Below are 18,405 nucleotides of genomic sequence, written 5' to 3'. Positions count from 1 at the left end.
ACGGACCAGCCCGTTCCGGCGTGATCTCGGACATAAGTGGTCTGGGCCATACCGCTTTGCCGCCCGGATGTGGATAGCTTGATGTGTTTGCCCGCAGCAGCGTCGCGTCACCGGGTGCACCGTCGTCATCGATCTCCAGGAGACCCATGCGCCCCCGAATAACCTCCGTCCCGCGCATCACGTCCCTTCCGCCCCTCGCCCTGGCCGGCGGCGCGCTGGCCGTGGGCGTGGGCGGGCTGTACCTCGCCGGGCTGATGCTGACGGGCGGGGAGATCGACTCCGGTACGACGGTGCGCGGGGTGGAGATCGGCGGCCTCAGCCGTGCGGAGGCGGTGCGGAAACTGGAGCGGCATCTGGGCGCGGCCGGGGCGCGGAAGCTGTCCGTGAAGGTCGGTGACCGTACGGGCACGGTCGATCCGCGGCGTGCCGGGCTCTCCTTCGACGTCCAGGAGACCGTCGACCGGGCGGCGCGCACCGGCGCCGATCCATTCAGCGTGATCGGCGGGTTCTTCCGCTCGGGCGGTGACATCGAGCCGGTCGTGCGCCTCGACGAGGACAAGGCCCGGGCCGCCCTCGGCGGGCTGGCGAAGGGGCTCGACCAGAAGGTCCGGGAGGGTGCCGTCACCTTCGACGACGGGCGGGTCGAGCAGGTCGCGCCCCGCACGGGGTACGCGCTGGACGTGAACGGCGCGATCGACCCGCTGCGCTCCTCCTTCCTGCGCGGCGACACCCGCGCGGTCACGCCGCTGCCCGCCCGCGAGACCCGGCCGAAGGTCACGGCCGACGAGGTACGGCGGGCGGTGCGCGCGTTCGCCGGGCCGGCCATGTCGGCGCCCGTCACGCTCACCGCGGGCGGCAAGCGGTTCACGGTCGGGCAGGCCGTGCTGGGCGAGCACCTGGCGATGCGGCCGGACCGCAGCGGAAGACTGAGACCGGAGCTCGACGCCGAGGGACTGCGAGACGATCCCTCCGTGGCCGGCCCCCTGGACGACGTCACCACCACCGCCGAGAACGCCAGGCTGCGGCCGGACGGCGACAAGGCCGTCGTCGCCGAGGACGCCAGGGTGGGCCAGGAGGTCACCGACAAGGCGCTGGGCAAGGCGGTACTGCCGCTGCTCACCAGGTCGGGCGCCGACCGCAGCGGCGAGGTGGCCGTGCACCGGACCCAGCCCGAGATCACCCGCGAGAACGCCGCGGAGCTGGGGCTGACGGAGGAGATGTCCTCCTTCACCGTCCACTTCGAACCGGCGGAGTACCGCACCAAGAACGTCGGCCGGGCCGTGGAACTCATCAACGGCTCCCTCGTCAGGCCGGAGGAGACGTGGAGCTTCAACCGGACCGTCGGCGAGCGCACCGAGGCCAACGGCTTCGTCGAGGGCATCATCATCCTCGACGACCAGTTCACGAAGGCCTCGGGCGGTGGTGTCTCGGCCGTGGCGACGACCGTGTACAACGCGCTGTTCTTCGCCGGGGTCAAGCCCGTGGAGCACGGTGCGCACTCCTTCTACATCGAGCGCTACCCGGAGGGCCGCGAGGCGACGGTCGCCTGGGGCAGCCTGGACCTGCGGTTCACCAACGACTCGGGCAAGGCGATCTACATCCAGGCCGAGTCCACCGACACGTCCGTGACGGTCTCCTTCCTCGGCACCAGGAAGTACGACGAGATCAAGTCGGTCAAGGGTCCGCGCACCGAGGTGAAGGAACCCGAGAAGAAGGTGAGCGACGACAAGGAGTGCGTGCCCCAGACGCCGCTCGAAGGGTTCGACGTCACCGTGGAGCGCGTCTTCTACGACGACGGCCGGGAAGTGAGGCGGGAGCCGTTCCGTACGCACTACACGCCGCGGAACGAGATCGTCTGCGAGTGATCCGCCCGCCGTTCGCCTGCCCGTGACCTGCCCGTGGAAATCCCCTTTCCCGCAGGGGCGTTGACCCGCCCCCAGGGCCCCAGCACAATGAGCGCCCAGTGCTGAGAGCGCTCTCAAAGGAGTTCCATGACTGGCAGACAAGGCCCGGCGTTGAGCCGGCGTTCGCTCATCGGTGCCGGCCTCGGCATCAGCGCCGCGGGGTTCGCCGCGGCAGGCTCCGGGCAGGCCCTGGCGGCGGGTTCGGACGGCGCCGCGCGCCGGGACGGGGTCGCGGATTCAGAGCGTGTCGGCCCGCTGTCGGCCCCGGCCCGGGGGCGTGCCTTCCTCGCCGCCGCCATGGATGCCTATCCCGATTACGGCAGTCTTCGCCTGACCCAGAGCTACACCGACCAGGCGGGCCTGTTCAGCACCGCGTTCACCTACGACAACGCCCTGGCGGTCCTGGCCCACCTCGCGGCCCGCAGGCCGGAAAACCTGGCCAGGGCAACGGCGTTGGGCGACGCCCTGCTCTACGCGCAGACACACGACCCGGCGTACGACGACGGCAGGCTCCGGCAGGCCTACAACGCCGGGCCGTACACCTTCTACGACGGCTCGCCGCAGCCCGACGGCTTCGTACGGGCGGACGGCACCGCGAACGTCGGTACGCAGTTCGGCTTCACCGGCACGGCGGTGGGCGACATGGCCTGGGCGGGCATCGCGCTGAGCGCCCTCGCCCGCCGTACCGGGGCGCGTCGTTTCCTCGCCGGTGCCGTGCGGATCGGCGAGTGGATCGAGCGGACGGGTCGTACCGACGAGCCGCTCGGCGGCTACAAGTTCGGGGTCGACGGGGCGAATCAGAAGCTGCCGTTCACCTCGACCGAGCACAACACCGACCTGGTGTGTCTCTTCGGCCGGCTCGCCCGGCTCACCGGTGACCGGGTGTGGCTGGAGCGACGCGGGCGGGCCGAGGCGTTCGTGAAGCGGATGTGGGAGCCGGCCGGGGCGTTCTTCTACACCGGCACCAACGACGGGGTGACCGTCAACAAGTCCCCGATCCCCGAGGACACCCAGACCTGGACCCATCTGGCTCTCGGCTCCCGCACGGGTGGGTACGCCCGTTCCCTGGACTGGGCCGCGGCGGAGCTCGCCGTCCGTGATCACGCGGGCCGCACGAACAGCACGGTGCCTGCGGGGCAGTCGTACGAGGGCGTCACCTTCAGTTCCGCGAGCCTCGTGGCGAACGAGGACGCGCCGATCGCGGAGGGCCAGCCCAGACCCGACCGCAACGGTGTGTGGTTCGAGGGGACGGCTCATCTCGCGCTCGCTCTGCGGGACCGGGGGAAGCGTGGTGACGAGGCGCGTGCCCGGCGGCTGCTCGCGTCGACCGAGCAGGCCCAGGAGCTGCTGGGCGCAGGTCAGACCGTCGGCGGGAAGGCGCTGCCCGAGCGGGCCGGGGTGGTGTCCGCGAGCAGTCCGCTGGACACCGGGTTCGGCTTCGGCTACTACCCGTACCGGCACACGGGGGCGACGGCCTGGTACCTGATGGCGGCGGCGCGGTACAACCCGCTGCGGGCCTGACGGAGCGGCCCGGTCCGCCGTCGCGTGCGGCGGACCGGGCGGGGGGTCAGGCGGGGGGGTCAGGCGAGGCGGTGGACCCTTTGGTCGGTCAGTTCGTAGCGGGCGCCGACGATCCCGAGCCGGCCGGTGGTGATCCTGGCGGCGAGGTCGGGCTCCGCCACGAGCTTGGAGCGGACGAGCCGGACGTTGGCGTCGACGGTCGCGTCGATGCGCGCGTCGCCTTCCTCGCCATGGTCTATGGCGGGGCTGATCTGGTCGGCCAGGTACTGGATGTGCGCGGGCAGGTGGCCTCCCGACTCCTCGGCCTCGACGGCGGCCCGCACGGCGCCGCACGACTGGTGTCCCAGCACGACGACGAGGGGTATGCCGAGCTCCAGCACGCCGTAGGCCACGCTGCCGAGCACGGCCTCGTCGAGGACCTCGCCGGCGGTGCGGACGGTCATCAGATCGCCCAGGCCCTGGTCGAAGACCAGCTCCGGGGGCACGCGCGAGTCGATGCAGCCGAGGACGACCGCGAAGGGGTGCTGGGCGGTGGTCAGGGTCCGCCGCACGGCGGGCGTTTCGTGCGGGTGGCGTTCCCGGTAGGTGCACCAACGGCGGTTGCCTGCGGCCAGTTCCCGCCAGGCCTCGTCCGGGGTGCCGGGCCGCGGGGGCGCGCTCCGGGTGGGGGTGGCGGCGGTCGCCGGTCGGGCGGCGGCGAGGCCCGTACCGAGGGCGGCGGCACCCGTCAGTGCGGTGCGCAGGAGGGTGCGGCGGACGGGGCCGTCTGTGGTCGGCCGTGGACCGGCGAAGGGGTGCGGTTCACGGCCGGCGCCTCTGTGGGCAGCGGAATCAGTGTTCACGGCCAGAACGTATGCCCGAATCCGGGCGCGGACGCGTTCCTTGCCGTTTCATGGTGAGAGTTGGGTAAGTGATGTTCTTACCTTGAACGGTCTTTGACGATCCCTCAGACGACGCGGGACGCCCCGGGCCGGCCGGCCCGGGGCGTCCTGTCATGCGGGTGTGATCAGACCAGGTCGAACCGGTCGAGGTTCATGACCTTGACCCACGCCGCGACGAAGTCGTTCACGAACTTCTCCTTCGCGTCGTCGCTCGCGTAGACCTCGGCGAGCGCGCGCAGCTCGGAGTTCGAGCCGAAGACCAGGTCGGCGCGGCTGCCGGCCCACTTGACCTCGCCCGTGGCGGCGTCGCGGCCCTCGAACGTGGTCTGGTCCTCCGAGGTCGACTTCCACGTCGTGCCCAGGTCGAGCAGGTTGACGAAGAAGTCGTTGGTCAGCGAACCGGGCGTCTTCGTGAGCACGCCGAGCTGGGACTGCTGGTAGTTGGCGCCCAGCACCCGCAGGCCGCCGACCAGGACGGTCATCTCGGGGGCGCTCAGGGTCAGCAGGTTCGCCTTGTCGAGCAGCAGGAACTCGGCCGGCAGGCGGTTGCCCTTGCCGAGGTAGTTGCGGAACCCGTCGGCGGTCGGCTCGAGCGCCTCGAAGGACTCGGCGTCGGTGTGCTCCTGCGTCGCGTCCACACGGCCCGCGGCGAAGGGAACCTCCACCTGGAAGCCGGCTTCCTTGGCGGCCTTCTCGACGGCGGCGGAGCCACCGAGGACGATCAGGTCGGCCAGGGAGACCTTCTTGGCACCGGCGCCGGAGTTGAACTCCTGCTGGATGCCTTCCAGGACGCGCAGGACCTGGGCCAGCTCGTCGGGCTCGTTGACCTCCCAGCCGCGCTGCGGCTCCAGGCGGATGCGGGCACCGTTGGCACCGCCGCGCTTGTCGCTGCCGCGGAAGGTGGAAGCGGACGCCCACGCGGTGGACACCAGCTGGGAGACGGACAGACCCGACTCCAGCAGCTTGGTCTTGAGGGTCGCGATGTCCTCGGCGTCGATGGCCTCGCCCTCGGCCTCGGGCAGCGGGTCCTGCCAGAGCAGGGTCTCCTCCGGGACCTCCGGGCCGAGGTACAGCGACTTCGGGCCCATGTCACGGTGGGTCAGCTTGAACCAGGCGCGGGCGAAGGCGTCCGCGAACTCCTGCGGGTTCTCGTAGAACCGGCGGGAGATCGGCTCGTAGATCGGGTCGAAGCGCAGCGCCAGGTCGGTGGTGAGCATCTTCGGGCGGTGCTTCTTCGAGGAGTCGTGCGCGTCGGGGACGATCTCCGGGGCGTCCTTCGCCACCCACTGGTTGGCGCCGGCCGGGCTCTGCTCGAGCTCGTACTCGAACTCGAAGAGGTTCTTGAAGAACCCGTTGCTCCACTGGGTCGGCGTCGAGGTCCAGGTGACCTCCAGGCCGGAGGTGATGGCGTCCCCGCCCTTGCCCGTGCCGTAGGTGCTCCGCCAGCCCAGGCCCTGCTCCTCCATGGAGGCGGCCTCGGGGTCGGCGCCGACGTGGTCGGCCGGGCCCGCGCCGTGGGTCTTGCCGAAGGTGTGGCCACCGGCGATCAGGGCGACGGTCTCCTCGTCGTTCATCGCCATGCGGCGGAACGTCTCACGGATGTCGCGGGCCGCGGCGATCGGGTCCGGGTTGCCGTTCGGGCCCTCCGGGTTGACGTAGATGAGGCCCATCTGGACCGCGCCGAGCGGGTTTTCCAGCTCGCGGTCGCCGGTGTAGCGCTTGTCGTCGAGCCAGGTGGTCTCGGGGCCCCAGTAGACGTCCTCCTCGGACTCCCAGACGTCCGCGCGGCCGCCGGCGAAGCCGAAGGTCTCGAAGCCCATCTGCTCCAGGGCGACGTTGCCGGTGAGGATCATGAGGTCGGCCCAGGAGATGCTCTGGCCGTACTTCTTCTTGACCGGCCACAGCAGACGGCGGGCCTTGTCCAGGTTGCCGTTGTCCGGCCAGCTGTTGAGCGGGGCGAAGCGCTGCTGGCCGGCGCCGGCGCCGCCGCGGCCGTCGCTGATGCGGTAGGTGCCCGCGCTGTGCCAGGCCATACGGACCATCAGGGGGCCGTAGTTGCCGAAGTCGGCGGGCCACCAGTCCTGCGAGGTGCTGAGCACCTCGGCGATGTCCTGTTTCACGGCCGCGAGGTCGAGGGACTGGAACGCCTCGGCGTAGTCGAACTCCCCACCGAGGGGGTTGGCCACCTCGGGGTTCTTGGCAAGGATCTTCAGGTTGAGGCGCTCCGGCCACCACTGACGGTTGCCGCCGCCCTGGGTCGGGTGCAGGGCTCGGCCGTGGGCCACGGGGCAGCCGCCGCTCGTCTCCTCCTGCTTCGGGTCGGTGACGATCGCGTCGTGGTTCTCAGTCATGGAAATCCTTCCGGACGGGTGGATCGCGGTGCTCGGGTGGATCACGTCGCTCAGGAACTGGGGGCGGTGGAGCAGGCGGGGCACAGGCCCCAGTAGATGACCTCGGCCTCGTCGACGGCGAAGCCGCGGTCGTCGGAGGCGGTCAGGCAGGGGGCGTGGCCGACCGCGCAGTCGACGTCGGCGACGGTCCCGCAGGACCGGCACACGAGGTGGTGGTGGTTGTCGCCGACCCGTCCCTCGTAGAGGGCCGGGCTGCCGGGTGGATCGAGGCGGCGTATGAGTCCCGCCGCGGTGAGTGCGTGGAGCCCCTCGTACACGGCCTGGACGGAGATGTGGCCGACGCGGCCGCGTACCTCGGAGGCGATCGACTCGGCGCCGAGGTGGTCACCGTCCCGCACGGCCTCGAGCAGTGCGACGCGGGCGGCCGTCACTCTCAGGCCGGCACCGCGCAGCTCCTCGGCGGTGGTCGGGGTCCGGGATGCGGTCATGGCGGACAACCTATCCACACAAACACGAGTGGTTCAAGAAAACTAACGGTTCAATTTTGGTGTCGCGCGGGTGCGGCCGGGCGTGGCGTGTGTGCGGCCTGACGTGGCGCCCTTGTTGGCACACTGTGAGCTCCGTCACAGCATGAATGATCGGGGCTTCGGTGCGGTGGCGGGATGGTGTCAGCCGTGTCCGTGTCGCGCCAGCACCGCCCGTGCCGTTTCGGCCATGGCCTCGTCGACCATCCGGCCCTCGAAGGTGAGGGCGCCGATGCCGGCGCGCTGGGCCGATTCCACGGCTGCGACGAGACGGGTGTAGTGGTCGAGTTCCTCGGGTGTGGGGCTGAAGACCTCGTTGATCACGGGGATGTGGGTCGGGTGGATGGCCATCATTCCCTCGTAGCCCAGGGCGCGGTTCTGCTCGGCGAAGGCACGCAGGCCCGTCAGGTCGGCGATGTCCGTCCACAGTCCGGTCACCGGGCACGGCGCTCCGGCGGCGCGGACGTCGAGCAGGACGCGGGAACGGAGGGCCAGGGTCTCGGTGCCCTGCGCACTCCACCGGTAACCGACGGCGCGTTCCACGTCGCCGCCGGGTGCGGTGAGGGCTCCGGCGTATGCGACACGGGGGGCCGCGGCGGCGATGTCGTGGGCGTCGTGCAGGGCGCGGGCCGACTCCAGCAACGGGACGAGGGCCGTCGTGCCGGCGGGCAGGCCGCGTTCGTGTTCGTGTTCGCACCAGCCGATGAGGCGGTCCGCGAGCCGCACGTCCCCAGCGGTGTGCACCTTGGGCAGGACCACCCCGGCCAGTCCGGGGCGTACGACGGCACGCAACTCCTCCGCGGCGGTCCAGTCGCCGAGCGGGTTGACGCGGACGAACAGGGCCATGCCGCCGTCCGGTTCCGCGGCGGCCTCCGCGAGGGCCTCGGCCACCCGGGCCCGGGCCAGCGGCTTGTCGGCAGCCGGAACCGCGTCCTCCAGGTCGAGGACGACGGCGTCGGCCCCGGCCGCGCGCGCCTTGGGCAGCCAGTCCGTGCGGTGACCGGGGACGAAGAGGAGGGAGCGGAGTGGGGGGCGGGGCGGGGTTGTGGGGTGGGATTCGCCGGGAGTGGGTGTGCGGGCGGCGCCGGTAGCGCCGGCGCGGGGTTCAGACGACATCGTTCTTCTCCAGGTCGGCCAGTTCCCGGTCGCTCAGGCCGAGCCAGTCCCGGTACACGAGGTCGTTGTCCTGCCCCAGCGCGGGTCCGGTGCGCCAGATGTGGCCGGGGCGTTGCCGGAAGTGCGGGAGGACGGCCTGCATCCGGACGTCGCCCAGGTCGGGGTCGTCCACGGTGACGATGTCGCCGCGTTCGGCGTAGACCGGGTCGGCGGCGATGTCGGCCGCGTCGAACACCCGGGAGGCCACCACCTCGGCGCGGGCGAAGGCGTCCAGGCACTCGGCCGCCGTGCGGTCGGCCACCCACGCCCGCAGTCCGTCGTCCAACTCTCCGCGCCGTGCGTGCTGTTGATCCGACGTCGCGAACTCCTCCTCCGGCAGACCCAGCAGCCGGGCCACGTTGCGCACCGAGCGCAGGGTCGCGGAGGTCACGGTGATCCACTGCCCGTCGCGGGAGTGGTAGGTGTTGATCACGGCGGCGGGCGCGACCGCGAGCTGGTTGCCGGAGCGCTGCGGCACGGTACCCAGCTGGTCGTGGACGATGACCTGCCACTCGACGAGCCGGAACAGCGGCTCGAACAGGGCGAGGTCGATCCACTCGCCGTCGAAGTCGGGGTCGTGGTCGCGCCGGTGGAGGGCGGCCAGGACGGCGTAGGCGCCCATCAGGCCGGTCACCGCGTCGCCGTGCGAGAAGCCGGTGTGGACGGGCGGCCCGTCCGGGGAACCGGTCAGGTGTACGACGCCGCTGCGGGCCTCGCCCATCTTGCCGAAGCCGGGGGCGTCGGCCTGGCTGGAGGTGGCGCCGAAGCCGGAGATCTGGAGCAGAACGGCCTTGGGGTTGATGCGGTGCACGGACTCCCAGTCGAGGCCCCAGCGGCGCAGGCGCCCGGCGCGCAGGGTGACGATGACGACGTCCGCCCAGGCGACGAGGCGGTGGGCGACCGCACGGCCCGACTCGTGGTGCAGGTCGAGCGTGACCGAGCGCTTGTTGCGGGCGGCCACCTTGAACCACAGGGGAACACCGTTGCGCCGGGGGCCCATCGCGCGGGCGGCGTCACCGGTGCCCGGGGGCTCGACGTGGACCACGTCAGCACCCTGGTCGGCGAGCATCGACCCCGCGAGCGGGCCGGCCACCACATGAGCGAACTCGACCACTTTCAGCCCGCACAACTGCCCCTGTCCGATGGCGTTCGGCATGTCCTTGTCCCGCACGGATGCGTCCCCTCGGCTCAGCTGGTCCGGTTCTTCAGACTGCCGAGCCGCACAAATGCCTGTCCAGCAAAAGAACACCATCAATCCATGCGCTCCGTGCATGGATCGGGGCTCTCGACGGCGGTTCAGGCCCAGGACACTCCGGGCGGCAGATCCCTGCCCTGGGCACGGAAGCCCTCGAGCGTCTCCAGGAAGTGCTCGGTGACGCGCGGGAGGGTGCGGCGCGCGCGCAGGGCGATGTCGAGGCGCCGGTCGACCACGGGGTCCACGAGCGGCCGGAACACGAAGGGCCCGGTGCCCAGCAGGGGCAGCACCAGGGCGGGCAGTGCGCTCACGCCCAGTCCGGCGGCGACCAGTCCGCCCACCGTGGCGACACTGCCGGCCTCGGCGGCAGGGACGGCACGCGCGTCGACCTGGCCGAAGGCGGCGTCCGTCAGCCGCCGCACGCTCGAGTCCCGTCCGACGGCGAGGAACGGTTCGCGGGCCAGGTCCGCCCAGCCGACCTCGTCGCGGGCGGCGAGCGGATGGTCCTCGCGCAGGACCGCGACGAAACGGTCCCGCACCAGCGGGCGGTGCTCCAGCCGCTCGGGCGGCACACCGACCGTGGTGATCGCGAAGTCCGCGTCGCCGGACAGGACCCGGTTCAGCACGGCCCGTTCCAGGCCGTCCAGCAGGCGTACGGCCACGCGCGGCCGTTCCGTGCGGAAGCCGGAGATGACCTGCGGGAGCAGTACCGCGGCGACGGAGGGCAGCGTGGCGACGGCGACCGTGCCGGACTCGCCGAGCAGGAAGCGGTCCAGCTCCTTCATCCCGGCCCGGTGGGCACCGAGTATCTGTTCGGCGATCCGCAGCGCTTCCGTGCCGGCCGCGGTCAACTGCACGTTGCGCGTGTCGCGTTCGAGCAGCTGTGCGCCGACCTGCCGCTCCAGGTCGGCGACCGCGCGGCTGAGGGTCGACTGCGAGACGCCCAACTGGGCGGCCGCCGCGGTGAAACTGGTCGCCCGGGCGACGGCCGCGTACGCCGTCAGTTGACGCAGAGTGGCATCCATGGCCGGGAAGCGTACGTCAGAGTAGGCCGATTGATGCGTGGATCGCATCGACAGATGCCGGTTTGATGCTGGACATGGATCATCCGGCGCTCGGACACTCTCGGCTATCCCCGTACGCCCCGCCAGGCCCCGCTCCCCGCGCCGGGGACCGCGACCGAGAAAGCGAGCGCCACCATGCCGGCAGCCCTGGGCTTCGTCACGATCGCCCTGTTCCTGTTGCTCACCATGACCAGACGTGTCTCGGTGCTGGTCGCGCTGGTGGTGCTTCCGGTGCTCGCGGCGCTGGCGGGCGGGTTCGCGGGTGAGCTGGGCGGGATGGTGCTCGACGGCCTGTCGAAGGTGGCGCCGACCGGCATCATGATCGCTTTCGCGGTTCTGTACTTCAGCCTCATGGTGGACGCGGGCCTGTTCGATCCGCTGATCCGCGGTCTGCTGCGGCTGGCCAAGGGTGATCCGATGCGCGTCACCGTCGCCACGGCCGTCCTCACGCTGTGCGTGGCCCTGGACGGCGACGGGGCCTCCACGTTCCTCATCACCGTCTCCGCGCTGCTGCCCGTCTACCGGAAGCTGGGCATGAGTCCGCTGGTGCTGTCCGGGGTCGTCTGCCTGGGGGCGGGCGTGATGAACATGATTCCCTGGGGCGGGCCGACGGTGCGGGCCATGGCGGCGCTGAAGCTGGAGAGTTCGGACGTCTTCACGCCCGTGCTGCCCGCGATGGGGTTCGGGATCGCGTGGGTCCTGGTGGCGTCCTGGCTGATCGGCCGCCGGGAGCGGCGGCGCCTCGGCGCTCTCACCGGGCCGGGTGAGGAATCCGCCGCCGGTGAGCCGGTTCCCGCTACGGCCCCCGCGCCCGGTGACGAGCCGGTTCCCGCGACGGCCCCCGCGCCCGGTGACGGGCCGGGTGCCGTCCGGGTCGCAGCACCCGCGCCGCGCCGGCTGACGGTCTTCAACCTGGTGCTGACCGTCGTGCTCCTGGTGGCGCTGATCGTGGAGGTCATGCCGCTGCCGGTGCTGTTCGTCCTCGGGTTCGCGGTGGCTCTCCTGGTCAACCACCCCACGTGGGAACAGCAGCAGGCGCTGCTCGACCGGCACGCGAAGAACGTCGTCCTGGTGACCACGATGATCTTCGCGGCCGGCGTGTTCACCGGGGTCCTGACCGGGACCGGGATGATCGACGACATGGCCGAGGCGCTCGTGTCCGTGATACCGGACTCCGTCGGCGGCCATCTGCCGGTCCTCGTGGCCGTCACGGGCATGCCGCTGAGCCTGGTCTTCACCCCGGACGCCTACTACTTCGGCGTCCTGCCCGTCCTCGCCGAGACGGCCCAGGGCTTCGGCACCGACCCGGCCGAGGTGGCCCGGGCCGCCATTCTCGGCCAGATGACGACGGGCTTCCCGCTCAGCCCGCTCACCGCCGCCACGTTCATCCTGGTCGGCATGAGCGGCGTCCAACTCGGCGAGCACCAGCGCTTCATCTTCCGCTGGGCCTTCGCCACCACGCTCGTGATGACCGCCGGTGCCGTCCTGACCGGCGCCCTGTCCCTCTGATCGGTGCTTATCCCCGGGCTGGGTGCCCGGGGCTACGCCATACCACTCCCCCGGTGGCCGACCCCGGCCGCCCCTCGTCGGCCGCCCCTCGTCGGCCGACGAGGGGCGGTGGGCCGTGTGGGCCGCGGCGCGGCTGTGCCGGAGTGACGCGGGCGGGCCGGGACGGTTGTACGGGCCGAACAGCGGCGGCCGCCGGAGGACCGGTTCCCGAGGAGGGGAAGGTCGCAGGCACCGTGCGGTCCGATGCGGTCCAGGTGCCCGGCTGAGAGCCGGCCCGTGCCATGAGGGCCCACACGTCCCATGAAAGACCGGCATGCCCCGGGAAGAACCGGCCCGCCCCAAGAGAACCGGCCCGCCTCATGAAGAACCGGCATGCCCCACGGGAACCGGCACGCCCCATGGAAACCGGCCCGCCTACCCGTCGTCCGATGAGGTCTGGCGTTCGAGCTGGGCGGCGGCCGTCGCGGCTTTGCGGTCGGCTTCGCGGACGCGGCGGTCGGCCGTGCGCGCCCGTTCCCGGGCCGACCGCTCGGCGAAGCGGGCCTGCTGGTGCTCCTCCCTGGTGCGGGCCAGTTCCTCGGTGAGTTCGTCGACGCGCCGCTGGAGGCGGGACACCTGCTGTTTCGCCTCCTCCACGGCCTGGCCGGCGGCCGCGGCCTCGTCCTTGAGCGCCCGCAGCTCCCGGTCGGCGGCCTCGGCGTCCCGCCGGGCCTGGGCCAGCCGTCGCCGCTGTTCCTCGCCGGCCTTGCGGCCCGGGCGGGAGGGGGCCGTCGCGGCGGACGGGCGACGCTGTGTCCCGGCGCTGTCCGTGACGGCGCTCTCCGCGACGGCCGGGAAGCCGACGGCGGCGCTGAGCGGCTTGGCCAGCCGGCCGCTCGCCCACGCCTGGGCGGCCCCGGGGTCGGCCAGGACGGCGTGCAGGGTGTTCTCCACCTCGCGCTGCACGCCTTCGCCGATCGGATGGCCGGCCTCCACGGCGAGCTGCCGGGCCTGAGCGGACAGGGCGCGGATGAGCGCGTGCTGCTGCCGGCTCAGTTCGCGCAGTTGTGTGCGGTCCAGGGCGTGGTGGGCGTGCCGCAGTCCTTCGCCCAGGCGGAGCAGGGGCTCGACATCGCCGGGCCGGCTGCGGACCAGGAGGTTGCTGGCCCAGGCGGCGAGGCTGGGTTTGCGCAACGTGCCGATCCGCTCGGCGAGTTCACGGTCGCCGGCCGTGCGGGCGGCGGCCACGGCCGATGCCCGGGCGGCGGTGAACTCCTCCGGCCGCAGGGCGTACAACTCGTCGGCCACAGCGTCGAAGTCCATGAGCGTCCCTTTCGCGTGGAGGCGCTGTTCCGATCATCCCAGGCCAGGCCGCGAAGGGCTCGTGGAGCGCGGCGTTCCGGCGGGGCGGAGCGCTCCGGAGGCACCCCGTTCATGATCCGGAAATCGACGGTTTAACATATGAGCGCCGCCTAGCTCGAAAGATGGATCTGTGACTGTCAACGACGACTCGTTCACCAACTGGAAGAACCGCGAGGAGATCGCGGAGTCGATGATCCCGATCATCGGGAAGCTGCACCGGGAGCGGGACGTGACCGTCCTGCTGCACAGCCGCTCCCTGGTGAACAAGTCGGTGGTCAGCATCCTCAAGACCCACCGGTTCGCCCGGCAGATCGCCGGCGCGGAGCTCTCGGTCACCGAGACGCTGCCGTTCCTGAAGACCCTGGCCGAGCTCGACCTCGGGCCGTCCCAGATCGACATCGGCATGCTCGCCGCGACGTACCGGGAGGACGACCGCGGCCTGTCCGTCGCCGAGTTCACCGCCGAGGCCGTCGCCGGTGCCACCGGAGCCAACAAGATCGAGCGCCGCGAGGGGCGTGACGTCGTCCTCTACGGCTTCGGCCGCATCGGCCGGCTCGTGGCCCGGCTGCTGATCGAGAAGTCCGGGTCGGGCAACGGTCTGCGGCTGCGGGCCATCGTCGTGCGCGGCGGTGGGGAGCAGGACATCGTCAAGCGCGCCTCGCTGCTGCGCCGCGACTCCATCCACGGCCAGTTCCAGGGCACGATCACCGTCGACGAGGCGAACAGCACGATCGTCGCCAACGGCAACGCGATCAAGGTCATCTACGCGAACGACCCGTCCGAAGTGGACTACACGGCGTACGGCATCAAGGACGCCATCCTCATCGACAACACCGGCAAGTGGCGCGACCGCGAGGGCCTGTCGGAGCACCTGCGCCCGGGCATCGACAAGGTCGTGCTGACCGCGCCCGGCAAGGGCGACGTCCCGAACATCGTCCACGGCGTCAACCACGACACGATCAAGCCCGACGAGCAGATCCTGTCCTGCGCGTCGTGCACCACGAACGCGCTGGTGCCGCCGCTGAAGGCGATGGACGACGAGTTCGGCGTCACGCGGGGCCACGTCGAGACCGTCCACTCGTTCACCAACGACCAGAACCTGCTGGACAACTACCACAAGTCCGAGCGCCGGGGCCGTTCCGCGCCGCTCAACATGGTCATCACCGAGACCGGTGCCGCCTCCGCCGTCTCCAAGGCGCTGCCCGAACTGAAGGCGAAGATCACCGGCAGCTCCATCCGGGTCCCGGTGCCGGACGTCTCCATCGCGATCCTCAATCTGCAGCTCGCGCGCGAGACCACCCGCCAGGAGGTGCTCGACTACCTCCGGGACGTCTCCCTGACGTCGCCGCTCAAGCGCCAGATCGACTTCATCAGCGCCCCCGACGCGGTCTCCAGCGACTTCATCGGCTCGCGGCACGCCTCGATCGTCGACGCCGGCGCCACCAAGGTCGAGGGCGACAACGCCATCCTCTACCTTTGGTACGACAACGAGTTCGGTTACTCCTGCCAGGTCATCCGTGTCGTACAGCACGTGTCCGGGGTGGAGTACCCGACGTACCCGGCTCCGGCGGTCTGAGCCCTGGGGACCACGCGGGGCGTGTCCGGCTGGCACGCCCCGCGTTCTCATGCCTCAGGAGCGGGTCAGCTCGATCCTGTACTGCCGTGTCTTCGCGCCGTCCTCACTGCTGACGGTCACGACGGCCACGTGTGATGTCTCCTCGCGGACGGTGACCTTCGCGTACGGGTCACGTGGTGTAGCGGTGACCTTCGCCCGGTCCGGGCGGTCGGTGGTCACCCGGTAGGCGGTCCGGTCCGGGTCGAAACCGCCGATCGCCGCGCCGTCCACCTCGATCGACGCGGCCGCGGCGTCCGCGGAGGCGCCGGGTGCCCTGGCGAACAGCTCGATCTCCCCGAGGGTGATGTAGCCGCCCGGCCGGGCCGTCATGACCACACGTACCCCGCTCACCGGCCCCGAGGCGCGCACCGGGACGTCGGCGACGGGTGTGCCCTCGGTGCCGACGGACACCGTCTCGCTCGCGTCGGTCCAGGTACCGTCGGCCCCGCGCACCTGCACCTTGAGGGACTCCGCGAAGCTGACGTTGGTGCCGTCGCGGTGGAAGTGGGTCACGACCCTGGTCAGATCGCGCGCCTCGGGCAGGGTGAAGGTGATGGTGTCGGACGGGTTCTTCGTGCCGGACCTCCAGTTCGACCATGCCTTCTCGGACGGGTTGCCGTTGCGCAAACCCTCGGCGGAGTACCCGCTCTCGGTGTAGGTCGCGCCGACGGTCACGCCCTCGTCCGGCGCGGTGTTCTTCTCGCGGGGCGCGGTGACCTGGACGCGTACGGTCGCCGCCGCCCCGGTGCCGCCGGGGACGTGGGCGGTGCCGCGCAGGGGCACCACTCCGGCCTCGTCGAACGCGCCGTCGGGTGCGGGGTCCCAGGTGACCGGGAGCTCGGCGGTTCCGCCGTGCCGTCCGACGCCGGTGACGGTGGCGGGCAGGTCGGGCCGTCCGCCGGTGTAGGTCTTGGCGCGGGCCGGGAGGGTGGAGGCGATGGTGTCCACGGTGACGACGGCCTCGGCGCGGACGGTCCGTCCGAGGGCGTCGGTCGCCCGGCCCTTGACCCGTACCGTTCCGGGCTTGCTCCAGCGTGTCTCGGAGGGCAGCGTCCACCGCACGGGGAGGGCGCCCCGGGCGCCGTCCCGGAAGACGGGCGTCACGGTGCCGGGCAGTTCGGGCGCGCGGCCGGGGACGGTGAACGCCTTGGCCGGCTGGGTACGCAGCACCGTCTCGTCGGTCACGGCCCAGCGCTGGTTCGCGTTGGAGCTCGGGAGGGCGGCCGAGACGCGGGCGCCGTCCGCCGTCGACTGCCCGACGACGTCGAGCAGCCGGCCCGTGGCGGCGTTGACGAAGGTCCAGGTGCCGTCCCCCGTGGTCGACATGATCCACTGCGCGGCCGGTGTGTCGGCGTCCTCCAGGACGGCGTCGTCGTTGCGCACGGCGAGGCGTTCGCCCGTCTCCGCGTTCACGAGGGCGTAGCGGTCACGGTTGCCGTCGCCGCGGGTCAGCCGTTTCACGGACCACAGCTGGGACTTGGCGGCCGGGTCGGGCGTCCGGACGACGACGCCGTCGCCGTCGGTGGCCGGGGCCAGGGACTTGCCGCTCTGGGCTCCCTGGAGGCGGTAGACGTGGCCGGGCTGGACGAGCGCGGCGTCCTCGGCGGTGCCGGACACGCCGTCGACGAGGAGGGTGGTGACCGACTTGGCCGGGACGGTCACCGTGGCGGAGTCGTCCTTCACCTTCACCGCTGTGCCGCGGACGAGCGCTCCGCCGGCGCTGGTCACCACGGGCGTGACGGTGGCGCCGGGGGCGACGCGCTCGAACCGCGAGAGGTCCAGCGTCACGGCGCGCGGGGTCGTGCCGCTGTTGACGTGCACGACGGTCGCCGCGCGGCCGGACTTGCGTACGGCGGCGACGCTGGAGGGGTCGTCGGTCTTGACGAAGTGGTCGCCGGGCCGGATGTGGTGGGTGAAGTTGCGCAGGGTGTGGAACTTGGTGTTGGCCCTGATCGGGCAGGTCTCCAGGGTGTCCTCGGCGGTGCAGTTGAACGGGATGTGGATGCTGCCCCAGTTCTTGCCGGCCGCCGCCTGGGGGATGGAGTCCTCGACGGGCTGCCACAACACCCAGGCCGACGGCTCCAGTTCACGGATGTCCTCGACGACCCGGGTGGCGATGCCGAGCCCCGGTTCCATGCCGGTGAAGTCGGTGCCGGTCCCCCAGGTGCCCTCGACCTCGCTCATCCAGAAGGGCTTGTCCGCGGCCTTGGCGCTGTCCCGGGCGCTGGTGCGCATGCCGGTGCCGTACGTGTGCACGTTGAGCTGGTCGACGGCGGCGCGGGCGGAGCTGTCGTAGGCGTTCCAGTTGCGGACGAAGGTGCTCGGGTTGGTCTCGTCCATCGCGGAGATCGTCGCGCGGGTTCTCGACTTCTCCAGTGCGCGGTGCAGGGCCAGGACGACCTTCTGCTGGAGTTCCGGGCCGGCGTGCGCGCCCTCCTGGCGGCCGCCGGTGGGCTGCCCGTCGGGGCCGATCTGGGTGCCCCAGTAGTTGGTGTTGGGCTCGTTGAGCGGGGCGATGGTGTCGAACTTGATGCGGTGCTTCTTCTCGAGCTGCTCGGTCACCTTGACCAGGTAGGTGGCGAAGTCGTCGACGCGGTCGGGCCGTATCTGGTCGGTGTTGGCGTCGAAGCCGCCCGAGACGTAGCCGCTGACGGTCTGGAACCAGGGCGGGGAGTTGCTGAACGCCTCCCAGCGGGTGATCTTCTTCTTGACGCGGTCCACCCACCAGCGCTGGCCCGGGTCGGCGGACCAGTCCCAGTGGTCGGGGTCGTCGGGGTTCCACCAGTCGGTGTCCTCCCTGGTGGTGCCCTCGGGAGCCTTCCAGAAGCCGTCCATCGTCGCGCCGGTCTTCATGTAGTCCTTGCGGACGTCCGGGGCGTTGCCGCCGCCGATGTTGTAGCGCGCGATGTTGAGGCGGAGGCCGTCCTCACCGAACAGCATGTCGGCGAGCTTCTGCCGGATGGGTTCCGGGTAGCGGCCGGTGATGTTGGCGAACCAGACGAGGCTCGTCCCCCACCCCTCGAACTCCTGCTGCCGGTAGGACGGGTCGATCCGTACCGTGACCGCGCTGCCGGGCGGTTCGGCGGCAGCGGCAGGAGGTGCGGTCACGAGTCCCGCACCGAGAACCAGGGGGACGCCGGCCGCCAGTGTCCGGGCGAGGCGATGTCTGCTGGACATGAATTCCCTTCGAGAGCGAACAGAACCGCGCAGAACCAATCGAGTTTCCCGAATGTTTTAGGACGGCAATCAACACGTCAAGAGGTAGGGCGAGTTGAGAACCGACGCACACCCCTTGACGCGCTCCGCCTCGCCGGTCCAATAATGATCGCCCACAGATCGTCCACA

12 protein-coding genes are annotated in these 18,405 nt (G+C 71.3%); 4 read left to right on the top strand and 8 right to left on the bottom strand.

Annotated features, from left to right (window positions below; genetic code table 11):
- Window positions 1-146 precede the first annotated feature (146 nt).
- Window positions 147-1,865: a VanW family protein gene (locus tag ABFX81_RS35600; RefSeq protein WP_086846454.1), complete on the top strand. Its 1,719-nt coding sequence runs from the start codon at window positions 147-149 to the stop codon at window positions 1,863-1,865.
- Between the two features lie 126 nt (window positions 1,866-1,991).
- Entirely contained in the window at window positions 1,992-3,425 is a 1,434-nt protein-coding gene (locus tag ABFX81_RS35595) for a Tat pathway signal sequence domain protein (RefSeq protein WP_346139222.1), read from the top strand.
- Window positions 3,426-3,484: 59 nt separating this feature from the next.
- Here the strand turns inward: ABFX81_RS35595 and ABFX81_RS35590 are convergent, their stop codons facing one another.
- The 6 genes from ABFX81_RS35590 to ABFX81_RS35565 form a co-directional block, all read right to left on the bottom strand.
- The gene (locus ABFX81_RS35590) at window positions 3,485-4,267 is read right to left on the bottom strand and encodes a carbonic anhydrase (RefSeq protein WP_346139221.1); all 783 of its coding nucleotides are present in this window, start codon (window positions 4,265-4,267) and stop codon (window positions 3,485-3,487) included.
- Between the two features lie 164 nt (window positions 4,268-4,431).
- The gene (katG, locus tag ABFX81_RS35585; RefSeq protein ID WP_346139219.1) at window positions 4,432-6,657 is read right to left on the bottom strand and encodes a catalase/peroxidase HPI; all 2,226 of its coding nucleotides are present in this window, start codon (window positions 6,655-6,657) and stop codon (window positions 4,432-4,434) included.
- A 50-nt stretch (window positions 6,658-6,707) separates the two neighbouring features.
- Window positions 6,708-7,145, bottom strand: coding sequence for a transcriptional repressor (locus ABFX81_RS35580; protein ID WP_086855705.1), 438 nt, complete (start codon window positions 7,143-7,145; stop codon window positions 6,708-6,710).
- Window positions 7,146-7,325: 180 nt separating this feature from the next.
- The gene (locus ABFX81_RS35575) at window positions 7,326-8,297 is read right to left on the bottom strand and encodes an HpcH/HpaI aldolase/citrate lyase family protein (RefSeq protein WP_346139218.1); all 972 of its coding nucleotides are present in this window, start codon (window positions 8,295-8,297) and stop codon (window positions 7,326-7,328) included.
- Window positions 8,287-9,492 (bottom strand): CaiB/BaiF CoA transferase family protein, encoded by a 1,206-nt coding sequence (locus tag ABFX81_RS35570; protein ID WP_428837246.1) that lies wholly within the window; start codon window positions 9,490-9,492, stop codon window positions 8,287-8,289. The genes ABFX81_RS35575 and ABFX81_RS35570 overlap by 11 nt, the downstream gene beginning before the upstream one ends.
- A 140-nt stretch (window positions 9,493-9,632) precedes the next feature.
- The gene (locus ABFX81_RS35565) at window positions 9,633-10,556 is read right to left on the bottom strand and encodes a LysR substrate-binding domain-containing protein (RefSeq protein ID WP_086850143.1); all 924 of its coding nucleotides are present in this window, start codon (window positions 10,554-10,556) and stop codon (window positions 9,633-9,635) included.
- A 174-nt stretch (window positions 10,557-10,730) separates the two neighbouring features.
- Between ABFX81_RS35565 and ABFX81_RS35560 the strand changes: the two genes are divergently transcribed.
- The gene (locus ABFX81_RS35560) at window positions 10,731-12,104 is read left to right on the top strand and encodes a citrate:proton symporter (RefSeq protein WP_086850141.1); all 1,374 of its coding nucleotides are present in this window, start codon (window positions 10,731-10,733) and stop codon (window positions 12,102-12,104) included.
- A 414-nt stretch (window positions 12,105-12,518) separates the two neighbouring features.
- Here ABFX81_RS35560 and ABFX81_RS35555 read toward each other — a convergent pair whose 3' ends face one another.
- Window positions 12,519-13,406 carry a hypothetical protein gene (locus ABFX81_RS35555; RefSeq protein ID WP_086850139.1) on the bottom strand — a complete coding sequence of 296 codons (888 nt, stop codon included), beginning with the start codon at window positions 13,404-13,406 and terminating at the stop codon, window positions 12,519-12,521.
- A gap of 169 nt (window positions 13,407-13,575) precedes the next feature.
- Here ABFX81_RS35555 and ABFX81_RS35550 point away from each other — a divergent pair, with 169 nt between their 5' ends.
- On the top strand, window positions 13,576-15,021 hold the full coding sequence (locus tag ABFX81_RS35550; RefSeq protein ID WP_086850137.1) for a glyceraldehyde-3-phosphate dehydrogenase: 1,446 nt from the start codon (window positions 13,576-13,578) through the stop codon (window positions 15,019-15,021).
- Window positions 15,022-15,075: 54 nt separating this feature from the next.
- Here ABFX81_RS35550 and ABFX81_RS35545 read toward each other — a convergent pair whose 3' ends face one another.
- The gene (locus ABFX81_RS35545; protein WP_346139216.1) at window positions 15,076-18,237 is read right to left on the bottom strand and encodes an RICIN domain-containing protein; all 3,162 of its coding nucleotides are present in this window, start codon (window positions 18,235-18,237) and stop codon (window positions 15,076-15,078) included.
- Between the last annotated feature and the right edge of the window lie 168 nt (window positions 18,238-18,405).

This window comes from Streptomyces coeruleofuscus (genome assembly GCF_039532725.1).
GTDB classification, from domain to species: domain Bacteria; phylum Actinomycetota; class Actinomycetes; order Streptomycetales; family Streptomycetaceae; genus Streptomyces; species Streptomyces coeruleofuscus.
The sequence above is the reverse complement of the archived record's forward strand: the minus strand, read 5'-3'. Positions and strand labels throughout refer to the sequence as shown.

Bases quoted from the DNA above. Each gene is read 5' to 3' on its own strand.
- ABFX81_RS35600 (WP_086846454.1), top strand. From the start codon at position 147: ATGCGCCCCCGAATAACCTCCGTCCCGCGCATCACGTCCCTTCCGCCC.
- ABFX81_RS35595 (WP_346139222.1), top strand. From the start codon at position 1,992: ATGACTGGCAGACAAGGCCCGGCGTTGAGCCGGCGTTCGCTCATCGGT.
- katG (WP_346139219.1), bottom strand. From the start codon at position 6,657: ATGACTGAGAACCACGACGCGATCGTCACCGACCCGAAGCAGGAGGAG.
- ABFX81_RS35580 (WP_086855705.1), bottom strand. From the start codon at position 7,145: ATGACCGCATCCCGGACCCCGACCACCGCCGAGGAGCTGCGCGGTGCC.
- ABFX81_RS35575 (WP_346139218.1), bottom strand. From the start codon at position 8,297: ATGTCGTCTGAACCCCGCGCCGGCGCTACCGGCGCCGCCCGCACACCC.
- ABFX81_RS35570 (WP_428837246.1), bottom strand. From the start codon at position 9,492: ATGCCGAACGCCATCGGACAGGGGCAGTTGTGCGGGCTGAAAGTGGTC.
- ABFX81_RS35565 (WP_086850143.1), bottom strand. From the start codon at position 10,556: ATGGATGCCACTCTGCGTCAACTGACGGCGTACGCGGCCGTCGCCCGG.
- ABFX81_RS35560 (WP_086850141.1), top strand. From the start codon at position 10,731: ATGCCGGCAGCCCTGGGCTTCGTCACGATCGCCCTGTTCCTGTTGCTC.
- ABFX81_RS35555 (WP_086850139.1), bottom strand. From the start codon at position 13,406: ATGGACTTCGACGCTGTGGCCGACGAGTTGTACGCCCTGCGGCCGGAG.
- ABFX81_RS35545 (WP_346139216.1), bottom strand. From the start codon at position 18,237: ATGTCCAGCAGACATCGCCTCGCCCGGACACTGGCGGCCGGCGTCCCC.